Source organism: Nocardioides sp. JCM 18998 (assembly GCF_055391535.1).
In genome coordinates this window covers 2,253,882-2,269,260 of sequence record NZ_AP043886.1, presented here as the reverse complement: position 1 = coordinate 2,269,260, position 15,379 = coordinate 2,253,882, and the positions used below count along the sequence as shown (strand labels likewise).

Sequence of the window (15,379 nt, the reverse complement as noted above, 5' to 3'; positions counted from 1 at the left end):
CGTCCTACCCCGGGTCCTAGGCTGGCGAGCATGTTCGGGAAGACCTGCCCCTGCGGCTCCGGGCGGCCGTACGACGCCTGCTGCGGCCCGCTCCACCGCGGTGTCCGTCAGGCCGGTTCGGCGGTCGAGCTGATGCGCTCGCGCTACGCCGCGTACGCGCTGAACGAGACCGACTACGTCTTCCGCACGTGGCACCCCAGGACGCGGCCGGGGCTCGACGAGCTCGCCGGGGTCTCGACAGGCTCGACCTCCGAAGACGGGCTCAGGTGGGCGGGGCTGGAGATCCACGGGTACGGAGAGGACTGGGTGGAGTTCACTGCGCGCTGGCGCGGACCGGACGGCGACGGCTCGATGCACCAGCGGAGCCGCTTCGAGCAGCGCGCCGGACGCTGGGTCTACGTGGACGGCGAGGTGGACGACGACCTCGACACCGACTGAGCGATGCGCCCGGCGCCGAGGTCGACGACCTGGTCCACGCGGTCGAGGCCGACCTCGCCGTGGGTGATCCACACGATGCTGCGCCCGGACTCGACCAGCACCTCCTCGGCGACGTCGGCGGCGGTGGCCGTGTCGAGGTGAGCCGTCGGCTCGTCGAGGACCAGGACGGGCTGGTCGGCCAGCAGGCTGCGGGCGATCGCCAGCCGGGCGCGCTCACCGCCGGAGACGCTGCCGGTGGTGCCGAGGTGGGTGTGAAGGCCGCGCGGCAGGGTGTCGAGCCAGGGCCCGAGGTGGGCGCGGCGCAGCGCCTGCTCGACCTCGTCGTCGGTGCTGGCCGGGCGTGCGAGACGGACGTTCTCGACGACCGTGGAGGCGAAGACGTGCGGGTCGTCGTCGACCAGCCCGACCCGCGCGCGGACGCTGGCCGCGGCCAGGTCGCGGTAGTCGGTGCCGGCGAGGGCGACGACACCACGATCGGGATCGAGGAAGCGCAGCAGCAGGGCCGCGAGGGTGCTCTTCCCGGAGCCGGACGGACCGACGACGGCGATCCGCTTCCCCGGCTCGAGGGTCAGGTCGGGCAGGGCACGGTCGCGGGCGTACGCACCCTCGGTGGTGATGGCGCTGCCGTCCGGCGGGTCCAGCGGGGTGACGGTCTCGACGATCGCGGGCGGCAGGGCCGCGAGGGCGTCGAGACGGTCGCCTGCAGCGGCGCCGCGGGCGGCCGCGGCTCCGGCGTCGGCCATCGTCCCGGCGGCCTCGGCCAGGGCGATCGGCAGCAGCAGGAGCAGGGCGAGCACCGGGCCACTCAGCTCGTGGTGGGCTACCTGGTCGCGCAGCAGCAGTGCGAGGGCCGCGACGGCCACACCGGCGGTGGTGAGGACGAGCCCGCGGGCTCCGCCGAGCCAGGTGGCCGCGCTCCTCGTCGCCGCGGCGAGCTCGGCGCCGCGCGCCGCGACGGCGTCGTACGCCCGCTGCTCGGCGCCCCACGTCCGGAGCTCACCGGCTGTCTGGGTGGCCTCGACGACGGCGTCGGAGAGAGCCGCGCGGGCGGCGACGGCGCGCTGCTCGGCCCGGCTCGCCCCGCGACGGGCGAGGGCGAAGACGACACCCGCGAGAAGAGCGTCGGCGAGCAGCACGGCGCCCGCGACCGGGCGGATCAGGGCCGCCGCCACGACGGTCAGGGCGGCGACCACGGTGTAGGCGCGGACGGGCAGGCGCACCCGGAGCTCGGTGTCCAGGACGGCATCGACGTCGTCGACGACCGAGGCGAGCACGTCGCCGCGCCGTCCGATCCGACCGGGCACGAGCGGGATGAGGGCGTCGTAGACCTCGACCCGGCGCCGCGCGAGCAGGCGCAGGGCGCGGTCGTGCGACCACAGGCGCTCGACGTACCGCAGCGCCGGCCGGGCCAGGCCGAACGTACGGACGCCGACCATCGCGACTGTCAGGGTGAGGATCGCCGGCTGCGCGTCGGCCCGGACGATCAGCCACCCGGCGGTCGCTGTCAGGGCCACGCCCGAGGCGGACGCCAGGCCACCCATGAGTGCGGCGCCCCATCCCGCGAGGCCCTTTCTGCTGTGGTGGGCGACGGGATCGGCTGCGTGGAGCGGGACACTCTCTGGGCCCGCCGACGACTGTGTATCCCTCTTTATAGGGCCCCTATAAAGAGGGATACGGTCGACGCCGCGCGGCCCCGATGTATCCCTCTTTATAGCGACATCAGGTCGGGCCAGCTCGACGATCCGCCCGGCGGCGGCGACCAGCGCGGGCCGATGTGCGACCACGACGACGGTGCGCGTACGACCCCAGCTGGCGACGGTGTCGGCGATCACCCGTTCGGTCGTCGCGTCGAGGTGGGCGGTCGGCTCGTCGAGGAGGACGTACGGGCGACCGGACAGGCCGACACGGGCCAGCGCGAGGCGGGCCCGCTCCCCTGCGGAGAGGCTGCGGCCGTCCTCGGCCAGATCGGCGTCCAGCCCGCCCGGCAGAGCCGCGATGCGCTCGGCCAAGGCGACCTCGCGCAAGGCGACCCAGAGCTCGTCGTCCGTGGCCCCGGGGCGTGCCAGCCGCAGGTTGTCGGCGATGGAGCCCGCGACGAAGACCGGGCGCTGCGGCAGGTACGCGATCTGCTGGGCGGGTGGTCGCGTGACCTCGCCCGAGGTCGGCGCCAGCTCACCAGCGAGGATCCGCAGCAGCGTCGACTTGCCGCAGCCGGACGGGCCGACGACGGCCGTCACACCCCGGCTGTCGAGCCGCAGAGAGACCGGCGCGAGCGCGACGGTGGTGCGACCGGGGTAGGTCAGCGAGACGTCGGCGACGGCGAGGGTCTCGATACGCTCGCTGGCGCTCGCTACTCGACCTCCGAGATCGCCGCGCTCGCTCATCGACCCCCGAGGATCGCTGGCGCTCGCTCCTCGACCGCCCAGCTCGCCGGCATCGGTGGTCGAGTAGCCCGCGTGAGGGACGAGCGCGGGCGTATCGAGACCCTCCCGCGCTGCCGGCTCAGCCTCCAGACCCGCGACCGCCTCGAAGGTCGCCACACCCTCGGCGGCGGCGTGGAACTCCGAGCCGGCGCGGCGCAGCGGCCAGTACGCCTCGGGGGCGAGCAGGAGCACGACCAGCGCCGTCCGGAGATCCAGGTGCTCGCCGGCCAGCCGGACGCCGACCGTGACCGCCACGAGCGCGACCGAGATGGTCGCGACCAGCTCGAGGATCGCCGCCGAGGCGAAGGCGATCCGCAGCGTCGCCAGGCTGGCGACCCGGTAGCGCTCGGTGACCGACGCGATCGTCCGCGACTGCGCCTCGGCCCGGCGGAAGGCGACCAGCGTCGGCAGCCCTCGCATCACGTCGAGGAAGTGCCCCGACAACAGCTCCAGCGCCCGCCACTGCGTCTCGGCGCGGTCGCGGGTCGCCAGCCCGACCAGCGCTCCGAAGAGCGGGATCAACGGCAGCGTGCAGACCACGATCAACCCGCTCAGCGGATCCATCACCGTGATCGCGACCAGCGTGAGCACCGGCAGCACCGCCGCGAGGACGAGCGCCGGGACGTATCGCGTCAGGTACGGCTCCGCGGCGGCCACACCCCGTGTCGCCAGCACCTCGGGCTCGGCCGGTCCACCGTCAGCGCCGGGCCCCGAGGACCCCGAGCCGAGGACCGAGCCCATCACCCGTCGCCGCAGCCCGGCACCGACCAGCCCGGCGGCGCGGGCCGCCGCGACGTCGCCGACCCAGCCCAGCACCCCGCGCAGGGCGAAGAGCGCCGCGACCAGAACGGCACGCGCCCCGACCGCCCCGAGCGAGTCCGCCCGGATGATCGACAGCACCAGCGAGGTGACGGCGAAGGCCTGCCCGATCAGGGCGAGGCTCGCGGCGACGCCGCACAGAGCGACGAGGAGGAGCGGGCCGCGGGCCGGCCCGAGCTGGGCCCGCAGCCGTGGGTCGGTGGGCCTCACGTCAGTGCGCCAGCTCCTCGGCCGGGATGTGCTGCACCGAGAGCCGGCGCCGGAAGATCCAGTACGTCCAGCCCTGGTAGAGCAGCACGATCGGGGTGAAGATCGCCGCGACGATCGTCATCACCTGAAGCGTGTAGTGGGTGGCCGAGGCGTTGTGCACAGTCAGGCTGACACCGTCCGCGAGGGTCGTCGGCATCACCTCCGGGAAGAGGGCCACGAAGAGGCCGAGCACGGCGAGCGCGAGGGTCAGGAAGGTGCCGGCGAAGGCCCAGCCCTCGCGGCCCATCGCCGCCGCGGCGATGCCGCCGACCAGGCACAGCGCGGCCCCGATGAAGAGGAGCGCCGAGGCCAGGTCGCCGGTGTGGATCTCGGCCCACAGCATGAAGACCACCGCCACGACCGCCGCGATCAGGCCGAGCCGGATCGCCAGTGTCCGGGCGCGGTGCCGGATCTCGCCGTCCGTCTTCAGCGCGATGAACATCGCGCCGTGGGTCAGGAACAGCGTCAGCGTCACGAGGCCGCCCAGGATTCCCACCGGGTTGAGGAGGGTGAAGATGGTGCCCTGGAAGTTCTTGTCCGCGTCGATCGGCACACCGCGCACGATGTTGGCGAAGGCGACGCCCCACAGGAACGCCGGGATGAACGAGCCGGCCACGATCGCCCAGTCCCAGCGCCGCTGCCAGGAGGCCTCGGGGCGCTGGTGGCGGAACTCGAACGCGACGCCACGCACGATCAGGGCCAGCAGGATCAGCAGCAGCGGCAGGTAGAACCCGGAGAACAGGGTGGCGTACCACTCCGGGAAGGCCGCGAAGGTCGCGCCGCCAGCGGTCAGGACCCACACCTCGTTGCCGTCCCACAGCGGGCCGATCGTGTTGATCATCAGCCGCCGCTCACGGTCGCCGCGCGCGAGGAAGGGCAGCAGCATGCCCACCCCGAAGTCGAACCCCTCGAGGACGAAGTAGCCGATCCACAGGATGGCGATCAGGCAGAACCAGATGGTGGTGAGCTCCATGGTCTTATCCCCTTGGCTCGTCAGTACGCGAAGGTCAGCGGCTGGTCGTCGTCGTTCTTCAGGTCCTTCCACGTCAGGTCAGGCGGCTCGACGTACGGGTCGGCGCCCTTCCTGATGAACCTGACCAGCAGCCCGACCTCGATCACGGCGAGCACGGCGTAGAGCGCCGCCAGCGCGGTGATCGAGATCCACGCCTCGGTGGTGCTGACGTTGGGTGAGGCGGCATCGGCGGTCTGCATCAATCCGAAGACGACCCACGGCTGGCGGCCCATCTCGGTGAAGACCCACCCGACGCTGTTGCCGAGCAGCGCCCACAGCGGCGCCAGCACGACGACCCAGTTGTACCAACGCCAGGTCGGGGTGCGGCCCTTGCGGGTCAGCCACGCGAGCAGCACCGCTCCGGCCACGCCGGTGGCGCCGAGCCCCATCATCCAGCGGAAGGACCAGTACGTGACCGGGATGATCGGCTTGTAGTTGCCGGGCCCGAACTTCTGCTCGTACTGCGCCTGGAGGTCGTTGATGCCTTCGACCTTCTTGTCGAAGTGACCGGTCGCGAGGAAGGAGAGCAGGCAGGGCACCTCGACGGCGAACTTCTTCGAGGTGCCGTCGCGGGTGCCGATCGTGAACACCGAGAACGGCGCACAGGTGTCGGAGGTGTCCCACAGCGCCTCGGCGGCCGCCATCTTCATCGGCTGCACGTCGGTCATGATCTTGCCCTGCACGTCGCCGCTGAACGCGACGCCGAGGAAGGCGATCACCGAGATCGCGGCGCCGAGCCGGATGCCGCGGGCGTACATCTGGCGGTCCCTGCTGTTGCGCACGGCGTCGGACTCGGCATCGTCTGCGGGCTCCCGCAGGACAGCGGCCTCCTTGGCCCGCTTGCCGTACAGGAATCCGCACACGGCGACGAGGAAGACCGCCGCTGTCATGTAGGAGGCCGCGATGACGTGCGGGAAGGTGCCCAGCTGCACCTTGTTGAACATGACAGCCCAGAAGTCGGTCAGCTCCGCGCGCCCGGTCACCTTGTTGTACGTGTAGCCGACGGGGTGCTGCATCCAGGAGTTGGCCGCCAGGATGAACCACGACGAGGCCAGCGTGCCGATATGCACCAGCCAGATGAAGACGACGTGGATCTTGCGCGGCACGCGGTCCCAGCCGAAGATCCACAGCCCGATGAACGTCGACTCCATGAAGAACGCGAGCAGGGCCTCGATGGCGAGCGGGGCACCGAAGATGTCGCCGACGAAGCGGGAGTACGTCGACCAGTTCATTCCGAACTGGAACTCCTGCACGATGCCGGTCACCACGCCCATCGCGATGTTGATCAGGAAGAGCTTCCCGATGAACTTCGTCAGTCGCAGCCAGTCGTCGTTCTTCGTCTTCAGCCAGATCGTCTGCATCAGCGCCACGAGCGCGCTCAGACCGATCGTCAGTGGGACGAAGAGGAAGTGGTAGACGGTGATGATGCCGAACTGCCACCGGGCGATATCGGTGATCTCAAGGGCGTTCATGCAGGCCTCCGTGAGCGGATGGCGCTGGGTTCAGCTGCCTGCTGGGGACGCTACTCCTCGCGGTTGGCCGACCGGCCTGATCCGGGACCCCAGAGGCCTAAAGTCCATACGTGGCCTGTGCCACTCCCCGTCCAGCCCTCAGGCCGTGCCCGTCAGGTGCCCGAGCAGGTCGCCGCGGGTGAGCACGCCGACCGGCTTGCCGTCCTCGTGCACGAGGACCGCGTCCGACGACTCGAGCAGGGAGACCGCGGCCTTGGCGTCCTCGGTGGTGCCGATGGTGGGCAGCGGTTCCGACATGTGCTGCTCGACCGGGTCGGTCAGGTGTGCCTCCCCGGCGAAGAGCGCGTCCAGCAGGGTCCGCTCGGAGACCGATCCGGCCACCTCGGCGGCGACGATCGGCGGCTCCGCGCGCACGACCGGCATCTGGCTGACGCCGTACTCGCGCAGGATGTGGATCGCCTCCGCGACGGTCTCGCTCGGGTGGGTGTGGACCAGCGCCGGCAGGCTCTGCCCGTTCTCGGCGGACTTGCCGCGCAGGATGTCGCCGACGGTCTGGGTCGGCTGCGCGGTGCCGGTCGGGAAGCCGTACTGCGACAGCCAGGCGTCGTTGAAGACCTTGGTGAGGTAGCCGCGCCCGGAGTCGGGCAGCAGGACGACGATCACCGCATCCGTACGGCCCCCGGCGGCCAGCTCGGCTGCGAGCTGGCGTGCCGCGAACGCGGCCATCCCGGATGATCCGCCGACCAGCAGCGCCTCCTCGCGGGCCAGCCTGCGGGTGAAGGCGAAGGAGTCGGCGTCGGAGACCTCGATGATCCGGTCGGCGATCTCGCGGTCGTACGTCTCGGGCCAGAAGTCCTCCCCGACGCCCTCGACGAGGTAGGGGCGCCCGGTGCCTCCGGAGTAGACCGAGCCCGCCGGGTCGGCGCCGATCACCTGGATGGCCGGGTTCTGCTCCTTGAGGTAGCGCCCGATGCCCGAGATCGTGCCGCCGGTGCCGACGCCCGCGACGAAGTGCGTGATCCGGCCCTCGGTCTGCGCCCAGATCTCCGGGCCGGTGGTCTCGTAGTGCGAGCGCGGATTGTGCGGGTTGGAGTACTGGTCGGGCTTCCACGCGCCCGGCTGGCCGGCGAGCCGGTCGCTGACGTTGTAGTAGGAGTCCGGGTGCTCCGGTGGCACGGCGGTGGGGCAGACCACCACCTCGGCGCCGTAGGCCTTCAGCACGTTGCGCTTGTCCTCCGACACCTTGTCGGGACAGACGAAGACGCACTTGTAGCCCTTCTCCTGGGCGACCATCGCGAGCCCGACGCCGGTGTTGCCCGAGGTCGGCTCGACGATCGTGCCGCCGGGCTGAAGGGCGCCGGACGCCTCGGCGGCCTCGATCATCCGGGTCGCGATCCGGTCCTTCACCGAGCCGCCCGGGTTGAGGTACTCCACCTTCGCCAACACCAGCGGCCCGTCGGCAGTCGAGACCCCGGAGGAGGTCGAGCCTGTCGAGACGCCAACGGAGGTCGAGCCTGTCGAGACGCCAGAGGAGGTCGAGCCTGTCGAGACGCCAACGGAGGTCGAGCCTGTCGAGACCCCCTGGTCCAGGGTGCGCCGCAGCCGCACCAGCGGGGTGTCGCCGATCAGGTCCAGGACCGAGTCCACGTACTCCATGCCTGCACCGTACGGGACGGACCGAGGGAGCCGCGCGCGACGTGCGACAGGGGTTTCGTAGGGTTGGGGCGTGAGCAGGTCGAAGCGACGCCGCGTGCTGCGGGCGGGCGGCATCGCCGCTGCCCTCGGCGGCGCCGCCTTCGCCGTGCTCTTCGCCGAGGCGCAGTTCGCATACGCGACGATCAACGCCGTCGACCTGATCCCTCCCCCGGACCCGACCGGCATGTACGGCACCGACGGACCGCGGGCCGACGAGCCCCCGATCACGGTCGCGCTGCTCGGCGACTCGAGCGCCGCCGGCTACGGCCTGGTCGACGCCCCCGAGACGCCCGGCGCCCTCCTGGGACAGGGCGTGGCGGACTGGTCCGGTCGCCGCGTGAACCTGCGCGACCTGGCCGTCGTCGGGGCGCTCTCCTCCGATCTCGACATCCAGGTCGAGCGAGCGCTGGCCTACCGGCCCGACGTCGCGGTGATCCTGGTCGGCGCCAACGACGTCACCCACCTGGTGCGCCCGAGCGTCTCCTCGAGCCATCTGGCCCGGGCGGTGGAGAAGCTGCGCGAGGGCGGGGTCGCCGTCCTGGTCGGCACCGTGCCCGACCTCGGGTCGATCAAGCCGGTGCTGCCCCCGCTGCGCCACCTCGCCCGCGCCTGGTCGCGCCGCATCGCGGCCGAGCAGACGATCCGCTCGGTGCGCGCGGGCGCCCGGACGGTGTCGCTGGCCGACATCCTCGGCCCGGAGTTCACCGCCAACCGCGACTTCCTGTTCGGGCCGGACAAGTTCCACCCCTCGACCGCGGGATACGCCGCGCTCGCCGAGGTCCTGCTCCCCTCGGCGCTCGCGGCGCTCGGCCTCCTCGGCGACGAGCAGGCCGAGCTGGCCACCTACCGCGGCGAGCCGGCCCTGCCGATCGCGGCCGCCGCACTGCGCGCGGTCAACACCCCGGGTACGGAGCTGGGTCCGATCGCAAAGCCGCGAGGCCGCCTGGGACGCATCTGGGTGCGCGTCGCCAAGCGGCCTCGGGTGGCGCGGCGGACTCGCGCCCGCCGCTCCTGAGCTCTGCTCCGTCAGTTGCGGAGGATCGCGAGGAGGCGCAGCAGGTTGGTGTAGACCCACACCAGGCTGACGGTGATCGCGAAGGCCGCTCGCCAGGACTCACCCTCCGGCAGCCCGTTGCGGACGCCCTGCTCGACGAAGTCGAAGTCCATCACCAGCATGAAGACGCCGAGGGCCAGGCCGATCACCGAGGTGAGCAGGCCGAGCGCACCGAAGCCGAAGAGGCCGAGGCCGCCGCCGAAGATCCCGAGGACCAGCTCGAGCAGCGAGAGCCCGACCATGCCGAGGACCGCGCCGATCACCATCGTGCGGAACTTGTTGCCGACCTGGATGTCGAAGTACTTGTACGCCGCCAGGGTGCCGGCGAACGCGGCGAAGGTGCCGAGCACCGCGCCGGTGACCACGCTGCTGCCGAACTGGGCGTCGAAGATCTTGCTGAGCGCGCCCAGGGCGACACCCTCGAAGGCGGCGAAGACGAGCACCAGAGCCGGGCTGATGACCTTCTTGAACGAGTTCACCAGCGACAGCACGAACGCCCCGAGGGCGCCGATCGTGGCGGCGGAGTACAGCGGGCCGAGCTTGTCGAGGTTCTCCGCGGTGATCGCAGGCGTCATCGCCCAGGTTGCGATGGCCGCCGCGATGACGACCACCAGGGTGATCGTGGTGCGCTGCACGACCGAGTCGATCGTCATCGGTCCGGTGGTGCGCGCCGGTGCGCTCGGACCACCCGGGGTGCCGACGCTCCAGGTGGACGGGTCGTTGCCGTAGCCGGCGTGGGCCGAGCCGTTGCCCGCGTACGTGGCGTTGCCGTACGCGTTGTAGCCCGCCTTGAACTCGTCCGAGTTGCGGAACACCGGGTTGTTGCTAGGCATGGTCTCTCCTTGGAGCCCGTTGTGGCTGCGTCACCCTGACGGCAACCTGACACCCCCATCCTAGGGATGTCTTACCCGGTCGAACGAGCGACGGGCCCGGTGCGTTCCCGGCAGCCCTTCCCGGAAGGTAGAACGTGTTCTACCGTGAGCCCATGCGCAACGGACTCGTCCTCTTCACCTCCGATCGCGGCATCACCCCGGCCGCGCTGGCCCGGGCGGCCGAGGAGCGCGGGTTCGACACGTTCTACGTGCCAGAGCACACCCACATCCCCGTACGGCGCGATGCGCTGCACCCCACCGGCGGCGCCGACCTGCCCGACGACCGCTACCTGCGGACCCTCGATCCGTGGGTGTCGCTGGCCACCTGCGCCGCGGTGACGACCCGGATCCGACTGGCCACCGCCGTCGCGCTGCCGGTCGAGTCCGACCCGATCACGCTGGCCAAGACGCTGGCCACCCTCGATCACCTCTCCGGCGGCCGGGTCACCCTGGGCGTCGGCTTCGGCTGGAACACCGACGAGCTCGCCGATCACCACGTGCCGGGCGATCGGCGCCGCACCGCGCTGCGCGAGTACCTGGAGTCGATGCGGGCGCTGTGGACCGAGGAGGAGGCCGCCTACGCGGGGGAGTTCGTCCGGTTCGGTCCGTCCTGGGCCTACCCCAAGCCGCCCCAGGGCCGGATCCCGACGATCGTCGGCGCGGGCGGCGGCCCGCAGACGATGCGCTGGATCGCCCGGCATGCGGACGGCTGGATGACGACGCCCACCGAGGCGGGCATCGGCGACAAGGTCAAACAGCTGCAGGGCGAGTGGGAGGCCGCGGGACGGGAGGGCAAGCCCGACATCCGCATCCTCGTCGCCCGCCGGCCCACCCCGGAGGACATGGCGGAGTGGGCCGTCGCCGACGAGCTCATCTGGGGGGTCCCGGACGCCGAGCCCGACACCGTCCTCGCCCATCTCGACAGGCTCGCCGCCCGGCTCGGGCTCTCCGCGCCCTGACTCCATCGCCTCGCGGGAGCCGCCCGATCCCCGCCGGATACGCTGCCAGCGCAGCACAGGCGAACGTGAGAAGGGGTGCCCCATGCAGCAGGTCAAGGCCATCGTCGCGAAGGCGAAGGGCGAGCCGGTCGAGCTCGTCACGATCAACATTCCCGACCCGGGTCCGGGCGAGGCGGTGGTCAAGGTGCAGGCCTGCGGGGTCTGCCACACCGACCTGCACTACCGCGAGGGCGGGATCAACGACGAGTTCCCGTTCCTGCTCGGCCATGAGGCCTCCGGGGTCGTCGAGGCGGTAGGCGAGGGCGTCACCGAGGTGGCGCCGGGCGACTTCGTGATCCTCAACTGGCGCGCGGTCTGCGGCGAGTGCCGCGCCTGCAAGCGCGGCGAGGCGCACTACTGCTTCAACACGCACAACGCGAAGCAGCGGATGACCCTCGCCGAAGGACCGGATGCCGGCACGGAGCTCTCCCCCGCGCTCGGCATCGGCGCCTTCGCGGAGAAGACGCTGGTAGCGGCCGGGCAGTGCACCAAGGTCGATCCCTCGGCGCGTCCGGCGGCGGTCGGCCTGCTGGGCTGCGGCGTGATGGCGGGCATCGGAGCCGCCCTCAACACCGGCGCGATCACCCGCGGCAGGTCCATCGCCGTGATCGGCTGCGGCGGCGTCGGCGTGGCCGCCATCGCCGGCTCCGCGCTGGCCGGGGCGAACCCGATCATCGCCGTCGACATCGATGCGAAGAAGCTCGAGCAGGCCAAGGCGCTGGGTGCGACCCACACGGTCGACTCCTCGCAGGTCGACGCCGTGGCGGCGATCAAGGAGATCTGCGCGAACGTCTACGAGGGTGCCGAGGGCGCCGACGTCGTGATCGAGGCGGTCGGTCGCCCCGAGACCTGGAAGCAGGCGTTCTACGCCCGCGACCTGGCCGGCACCGTGGTCCTGGTCGGCGTCCCGACCCCGGACATGAAGCTGCCCGACCTGCCCCTGATCGACGTCTTCGGCCGCGGCGGCGCGCTCAAGTCCAGCTGGTACGGCGACTGCCTGCCGAGTCGAGACTTCCCGATGCTGGTCGACCTCTACCAGCAGGGCCGGCTCGACCTGGACGCCTTCGTCACCGAGGAGATCGGCATCGGCGACATCGAGGCCGCCTTCGCGAAGATGCACCACGCCCCCGAAGGCCACAGCGTGCTGCGCTCGGTCGTGATCCTGTGACGGCGTCGACCGCTCGCGTGGACCACGGAGTCACGTCCGGCACGTTCAGCCTGGACGGTGAGACCTTCGAGGTGGACAACAACCTCTGGGTCGTCGGCGACGACGCCGAGTGCGTCGTCATCGACGCGCCGCACTCGGTCGAGGGCATCCTTGACGTCGTCGCGGGCCGTACGGTCACCGCGATCGTGTGCACCCACGCCCACGACGACCACGTCCGGGTGGCGCCCGAGCTGAGCGAGCGCACCGGCGCCCCGATCCTGCTCCACCCCGACGACGAGCCGCTGTGGCGGCTCACCCACGGCGACCGTGCCTGGGACGGCATCCTGACCGACGGGCAGGTCATCCAGGTCGGCGGGACCACCCTCGAGGTCATCCACACCCCGGGCCACGCCCCGGGCGCCATCTGCCTCTACGCACCCGAGCTGGGCTGCGTGTTCACCGGGGACACCCTGTTCCACGGAGGCCCGGGTGCGACCGGGCGCTCGTACAGCGACGCCGACCTGATCGTCGACTCGATCCGGGCGCGGCTCTTCGCCCTCCCCGAGGAGACGGTCGTCCACACCGGCCACGGCGAGGACACCACCATCGGCGCCGAGCGCGACCGGATCGGCGCCAACAGCCCTGACGACACCGACGAAAAGTAAAGAGAAGTGCCCCCGGTGGGGGTCGAACCCACACTGAACCGCTTTTAAGGCGGCTTCCTCTGCCGATTGGGATACAGGGGCTCGCGGGTGCCCGTCGCGATCAGCGCTGAATCTCGACCGGTACCCGCGAGTCAAGGGGCGCGGCTTGCCGCGCCCCTTGTCCGTATTCTCGCGCCCTCCGTCTCAGTGCCGCCGACCGGTCCTCTCGGTGGCGGTGGCGAGCGCGGACTGGACCCGCGGATCGCTGGTGATCCGGGCTCCGAGCGCCTTGAGCTGCTCGGGCTTGAACTTGACCGCATAGGCGACGCCGGCGACCACGGCCGCGAGCACGATGAGCTTCTTCACCTGCTCAGTCTGTGATGGACCAGGCGATCCCGTCGAGGATGTCGGACTCCGAGACGATCAGCTCCTCGACTCCCGTACGGCGCAGCACGGCACTGAGGATGAGACCTCCGGCCGCGATCACGTCGGCACGACCCGGGTGCATCCAGCGCAGCGCCCTGCGCTCCTCGACCGTCATGGCCAGCAGCCGCCGCACCAGGGCGTCGAGCTCGGCGACCGGGATGTGGAGCTGGTCGGTGGCGCCGCGGTCGTACTCGGCCAGGTCGAGGTGGCCGACCGCGAGCTGGGTGATCGTGCCGGCGACGCCGACCGCGGTGGCGGCCCGCGCGGGGTCGACCGGGCAGGCGTCGAGGGCGGCCTCGACGTCGGCAACGCAGGCGGCGATCTCCGTCTCGCTCGGCGGGTCGCTGTGCAGGTGGCGCTCCTGGAGGCGCACCGAGCCGATCTGCATCGAGAAGGCATCCGCCGGGCCGCCCTCGATCGACTCGCCCAGGATGAGCTCGGTCGAGCCGCCGCCGATGTCGATCACGACGACCGGCAGCGCCGGCTCCTCACGCAGGTTGCGGATGCAACCGTCGTACGCGAGCGCCGCCTCCTCCTTACCCGGGACGACCTCCGGCTCGACGCCGAGCCGCTCGCGGACGCCGTCGACGAAGACGGACGCATTGCGGGCGTCGCGGCTGGCCGAGGTGGCGACGAAGCGGATCCGCTCGGGGGTGACGTCGTGCTCGCGGATCAGCGCGGCGTACTCGTCGATCGCGGCGAACGTCCGCTCGAGCGCGTCGGGGTGCAGCTCGCCGGTGGCGTCGACGCCCTGACCGAGCCGGACCATCCGCATCTCCCTGACAAGGTCGGCGAGGTCGCGCCTGCCGCCGCCGTCCGTCCGAGAGCGGGCGATGAGCAGCTTGATCGTGTTGGTGCCGCAGTCGATCGCGGCGACCGTACGGCCCGCGGGTTCCGGCACCACCTCACGCCTCGTCGGCGGGGAGATCCACGCAGGGGCCCGACGCCCACCAGTCGCCGAGCGTCGCGAGGACCTCGTCGCCGAGCGGGTTCGCTCCCGGCCCCTGGGCCAGCGACTGGCCGGCGAGGACGTGCAGGCACTTGACCCGCTCGGGCATGCCGCCAGCGGAGATGCCCTCGATCTCGGGGACGTCCAGGCCCGCGCCGCGGCCGATCTCGCCGCGAGCGGCGAGGTAGGCCTCGTGGGCGCGCTCGTAGGCTGCCTTGAGCTCGGGGTCGGAGGCGAGCCGGGCCTCCATCTCCTTCATCACGCCGTCGCCCTCGAGCCGCCCGATCCGCGACGCGGCACGGGGGCAGGTCAGGTAGTAGGTCGTCGGGAACGGAGTGCCGTCCGGCAGCCTCGGCTCGGTGGTCACCACGTCGGGCAGCGAGCACGGGCAACGGTGGCCGATCTCGTGGATCCCGCGCGGCACCCGGCCGAGCTGGGCGCCGATGGCCGCCTCGTCGCGAGGGTCGATGCTCACTTCACTGTCCGATCTTCGTTGCTGGGGGTGTGCCGGTGGCGGGCGGGTTGCCGGCGATGAGGTCGCTGCTCCACACCTGGCTCCACCAGGCCGTGGGCACCTGCGGCTTGCCGACCGAGCCGGGTGAGCTGAGCTTGCCCGACGGCTTGATCGGGTCGCCGTTCGCGTCGAGAGCAACGTACGCGGTCTGCCCCGGCATCACGTAGCCGAACTTCTCCCGCGCCTGCTGCTCCAGGTAGGCCGGGTCGTTCCAGCGGCTCTTCTGGTCCTGCAGGTCGGCGATCGCCTTCTCCCGCTCGGCGATCTGCGAGGTGAGGGTGTCGATCTGGTGACGCTGCTGCAGATAGGCCTTGAGCGAGGAGGCGTACGAGACGACCAGCACCAGCAGCACCAGGATGAAGACGCCCATCCGGCCCGTCACCCGCGGCCGGGCCGCTGCCCTGCCCGTACGGGCGGCGGGTTCGGTGCGCGGCTGGGAGCCGGTGTCGCCACCCGGTCCGAGCGGGCGGCCGGTGCGCGGCGCGGAGGCTCGTCCGGGGCCGGTCCGCCCCTTGGGTCCGCGCTTGCCCGATCGCTGCTGTGCCACGGCGTCATTGTGCCAACCGAGTGGCCGATTCCGGGTCTCCCCCGCCGAGGGTCGCGTCGGCCCGGAGACAGAACCGCCCCCGGCCGGATCGGCCGGGGGCGGTTCGTCGTACGCGCTGGG

At 71.7% G+C, this 15,379-nt stretch carries 14 protein-coding genes and 1 tRNA gene; 5 read left to right on the top strand and 10 right to left on the bottom strand.

Annotation, left to right across the window (positions count from 1 at the left end; translation table 11 throughout):
• Positions 1-30: 30 nt before the first annotated feature.
• A complete protein-coding gene (locus tag ACZ5L9_RS10560; protein WP_464527424.1) occupies positions 31-438 on the top strand; it encodes a YchJ family protein in 408 nt (135 codons plus the stop codon).
• Here ACZ5L9_RS10560 and cydD read toward each other — a convergent pair.
• The 4 genes from cydD to ACZ5L9_RS10540 all read right to left on the bottom strand — a co-directional run bounded on the left by cydD (position 396) and on the right by ACZ5L9_RS10540 (position 8,069).
• Positions 396-3,890: a thiol reductant ABC exporter subunit CydD gene (cydD, locus tag ACZ5L9_RS10555; RefSeq protein ID WP_464527423.1), complete on the bottom strand. Its 3,495-nt coding sequence runs from the start codon at positions 3,888-3,890 to the stop codon at positions 396-398. The genes ACZ5L9_RS10560 and cydD overlap by 43 nt on opposite strands.
• A gap of 1 nt (position 3,891) precedes the next feature.
• Positions 3,892-4,902 (bottom strand): cytochrome d ubiquinol oxidase subunit II, encoded by a 1,011-nt coding sequence (gene cydB / locus ACZ5L9_RS10550; RefSeq protein WP_464527421.1) that lies wholly within the window; start codon positions 4,900-4,902, stop codon positions 3,892-3,894.
• Between the two features lie 20 nt (positions 4,903-4,922).
• A complete protein-coding gene (locus ACZ5L9_RS10545) occupies positions 4,923-6,413 on the bottom strand; it encodes a cytochrome ubiquinol oxidase subunit I (protein ID WP_464527420.1) in 1,491 nt (496 codons plus the stop codon).
• Positions 6,414-6,551: 138 nt separating this feature from the next.
• The gene (locus tag ACZ5L9_RS10540; RefSeq protein ID WP_464527418.1) at positions 6,552-8,069 is read right to left on the bottom strand and encodes a cystathionine beta-synthase; all 1,518 of its coding nucleotides are present in this window, start codon (positions 8,067-8,069) and stop codon (positions 6,552-6,554) included.
• Positions 8,070-8,139: 70 nt separating this feature from the next.
• On the opposite strand from ACZ5L9_RS10540, the gene ACZ5L9_RS10535 reads away from it, so the two are divergent.
• On the top strand, positions 8,140-9,123 hold the full coding sequence (locus ACZ5L9_RS10535; protein ID WP_464527415.1) for an SGNH/GDSL hydrolase family protein: 984 nt from the start codon (positions 8,140-8,142) through the stop codon (positions 9,121-9,123).
• A gap of 11 nt (positions 9,124-9,134) precedes the next feature.
• Here the strand turns inward: ACZ5L9_RS10535 and ACZ5L9_RS10530 are convergent, their stop codons facing one another.
• A complete protein-coding gene (locus ACZ5L9_RS10530; protein ID WP_464527412.1) occupies positions 9,135-9,995 on the bottom strand; it encodes a Bax inhibitor-1/YccA family protein in 861 nt (286 codons plus the stop codon).
• Positions 9,996-10,147: 152 nt separating this feature from the next.
• Here ACZ5L9_RS10530 and ACZ5L9_RS10525 point away from each other — a divergent pair, with 152 nt between their 5' ends.
• The 3 genes from ACZ5L9_RS10525 (at position 10,148) to ACZ5L9_RS10515 (ending at position 12,844) form a co-directional block, all read left to right on the top strand.
• Positions 10,148-10,993 (top strand): TIGR03619 family F420-dependent LLM class oxidoreductase, encoded by an 846-nt coding sequence (locus tag ACZ5L9_RS10525; RefSeq protein WP_464527409.1) that lies wholly within the window; start codon positions 10,148-10,150, stop codon positions 10,991-10,993.
• An 82-nt stretch (positions 10,994-11,075) separates the two neighbouring features.
• Complete coding sequence (locus ACZ5L9_RS10520; RefSeq protein WP_464527406.1) at positions 11,076-12,200, top strand: S-(hydroxymethyl)mycothiol dehydrogenase; 1,125 nt, start codon at positions 11,076-11,078, stop codon at positions 12,198-12,200.
• A gap of 17 nt (positions 12,201-12,217) precedes the next feature.
• Complete coding sequence (locus ACZ5L9_RS10515) at positions 12,218-12,844, top strand: MBL fold metallo-hydrolase (RefSeq protein ID WP_464527404.1); 627 nt, start codon at positions 12,218-12,220, stop codon at positions 12,842-12,844.
• 7 nt (positions 12,845-12,851) lie between these two features.
• Here ACZ5L9_RS10515 and ACZ5L9_RS10510 read toward each other — a convergent pair.
• The 5 genes from ACZ5L9_RS10510 to ACZ5L9_RS10490 all read right to left on the bottom strand — a co-directional run bounded on the left by ACZ5L9_RS10510 (position 12,852) and on the right by ACZ5L9_RS10490 (position 15,259).
• Positions 12,852-12,925: transfer RNA gene (locus ACZ5L9_RS10510), tRNA-Leu, on the bottom strand.
• A gap of 102 nt (positions 12,926-13,027) precedes the next feature.
• The gene (locus ACZ5L9_RS10505) at positions 13,028-13,189 is read right to left on the bottom strand and encodes a hypothetical protein (RefSeq protein ID WP_464527402.1); all 162 of its coding nucleotides are present in this window, start codon (positions 13,187-13,189) and stop codon (positions 13,028-13,030) included.
• 4 nt (positions 13,190-13,193) lie between these two features.
• Positions 13,194-14,150, bottom strand: a complete 957-nt coding sequence (locus tag ACZ5L9_RS10500) for a Ppx/GppA phosphatase family protein (protein WP_464527400.1) — start codon at positions 14,148-14,150, stop codon at positions 13,194-13,196.
• Positions 14,151-14,154: 4 nt separating this feature from the next.
• Positions 14,155-14,673 (bottom strand): DUF501 domain-containing protein, encoded by a 519-nt coding sequence (locus tag ACZ5L9_RS10495; RefSeq protein ID WP_464527398.1) that lies wholly within the window; start codon positions 14,671-14,673, stop codon positions 14,155-14,157.
• Between the two features lies 1 nt (position 14,674).
• Complete coding sequence (locus ACZ5L9_RS10490) at positions 14,675-15,259, bottom strand: FtsB family cell division protein (protein ID WP_464527395.1); 585 nt, start codon at positions 15,257-15,259, stop codon at positions 14,675-14,677.
• Positions 15,260-15,379 lie beyond the last annotated feature (120 nt).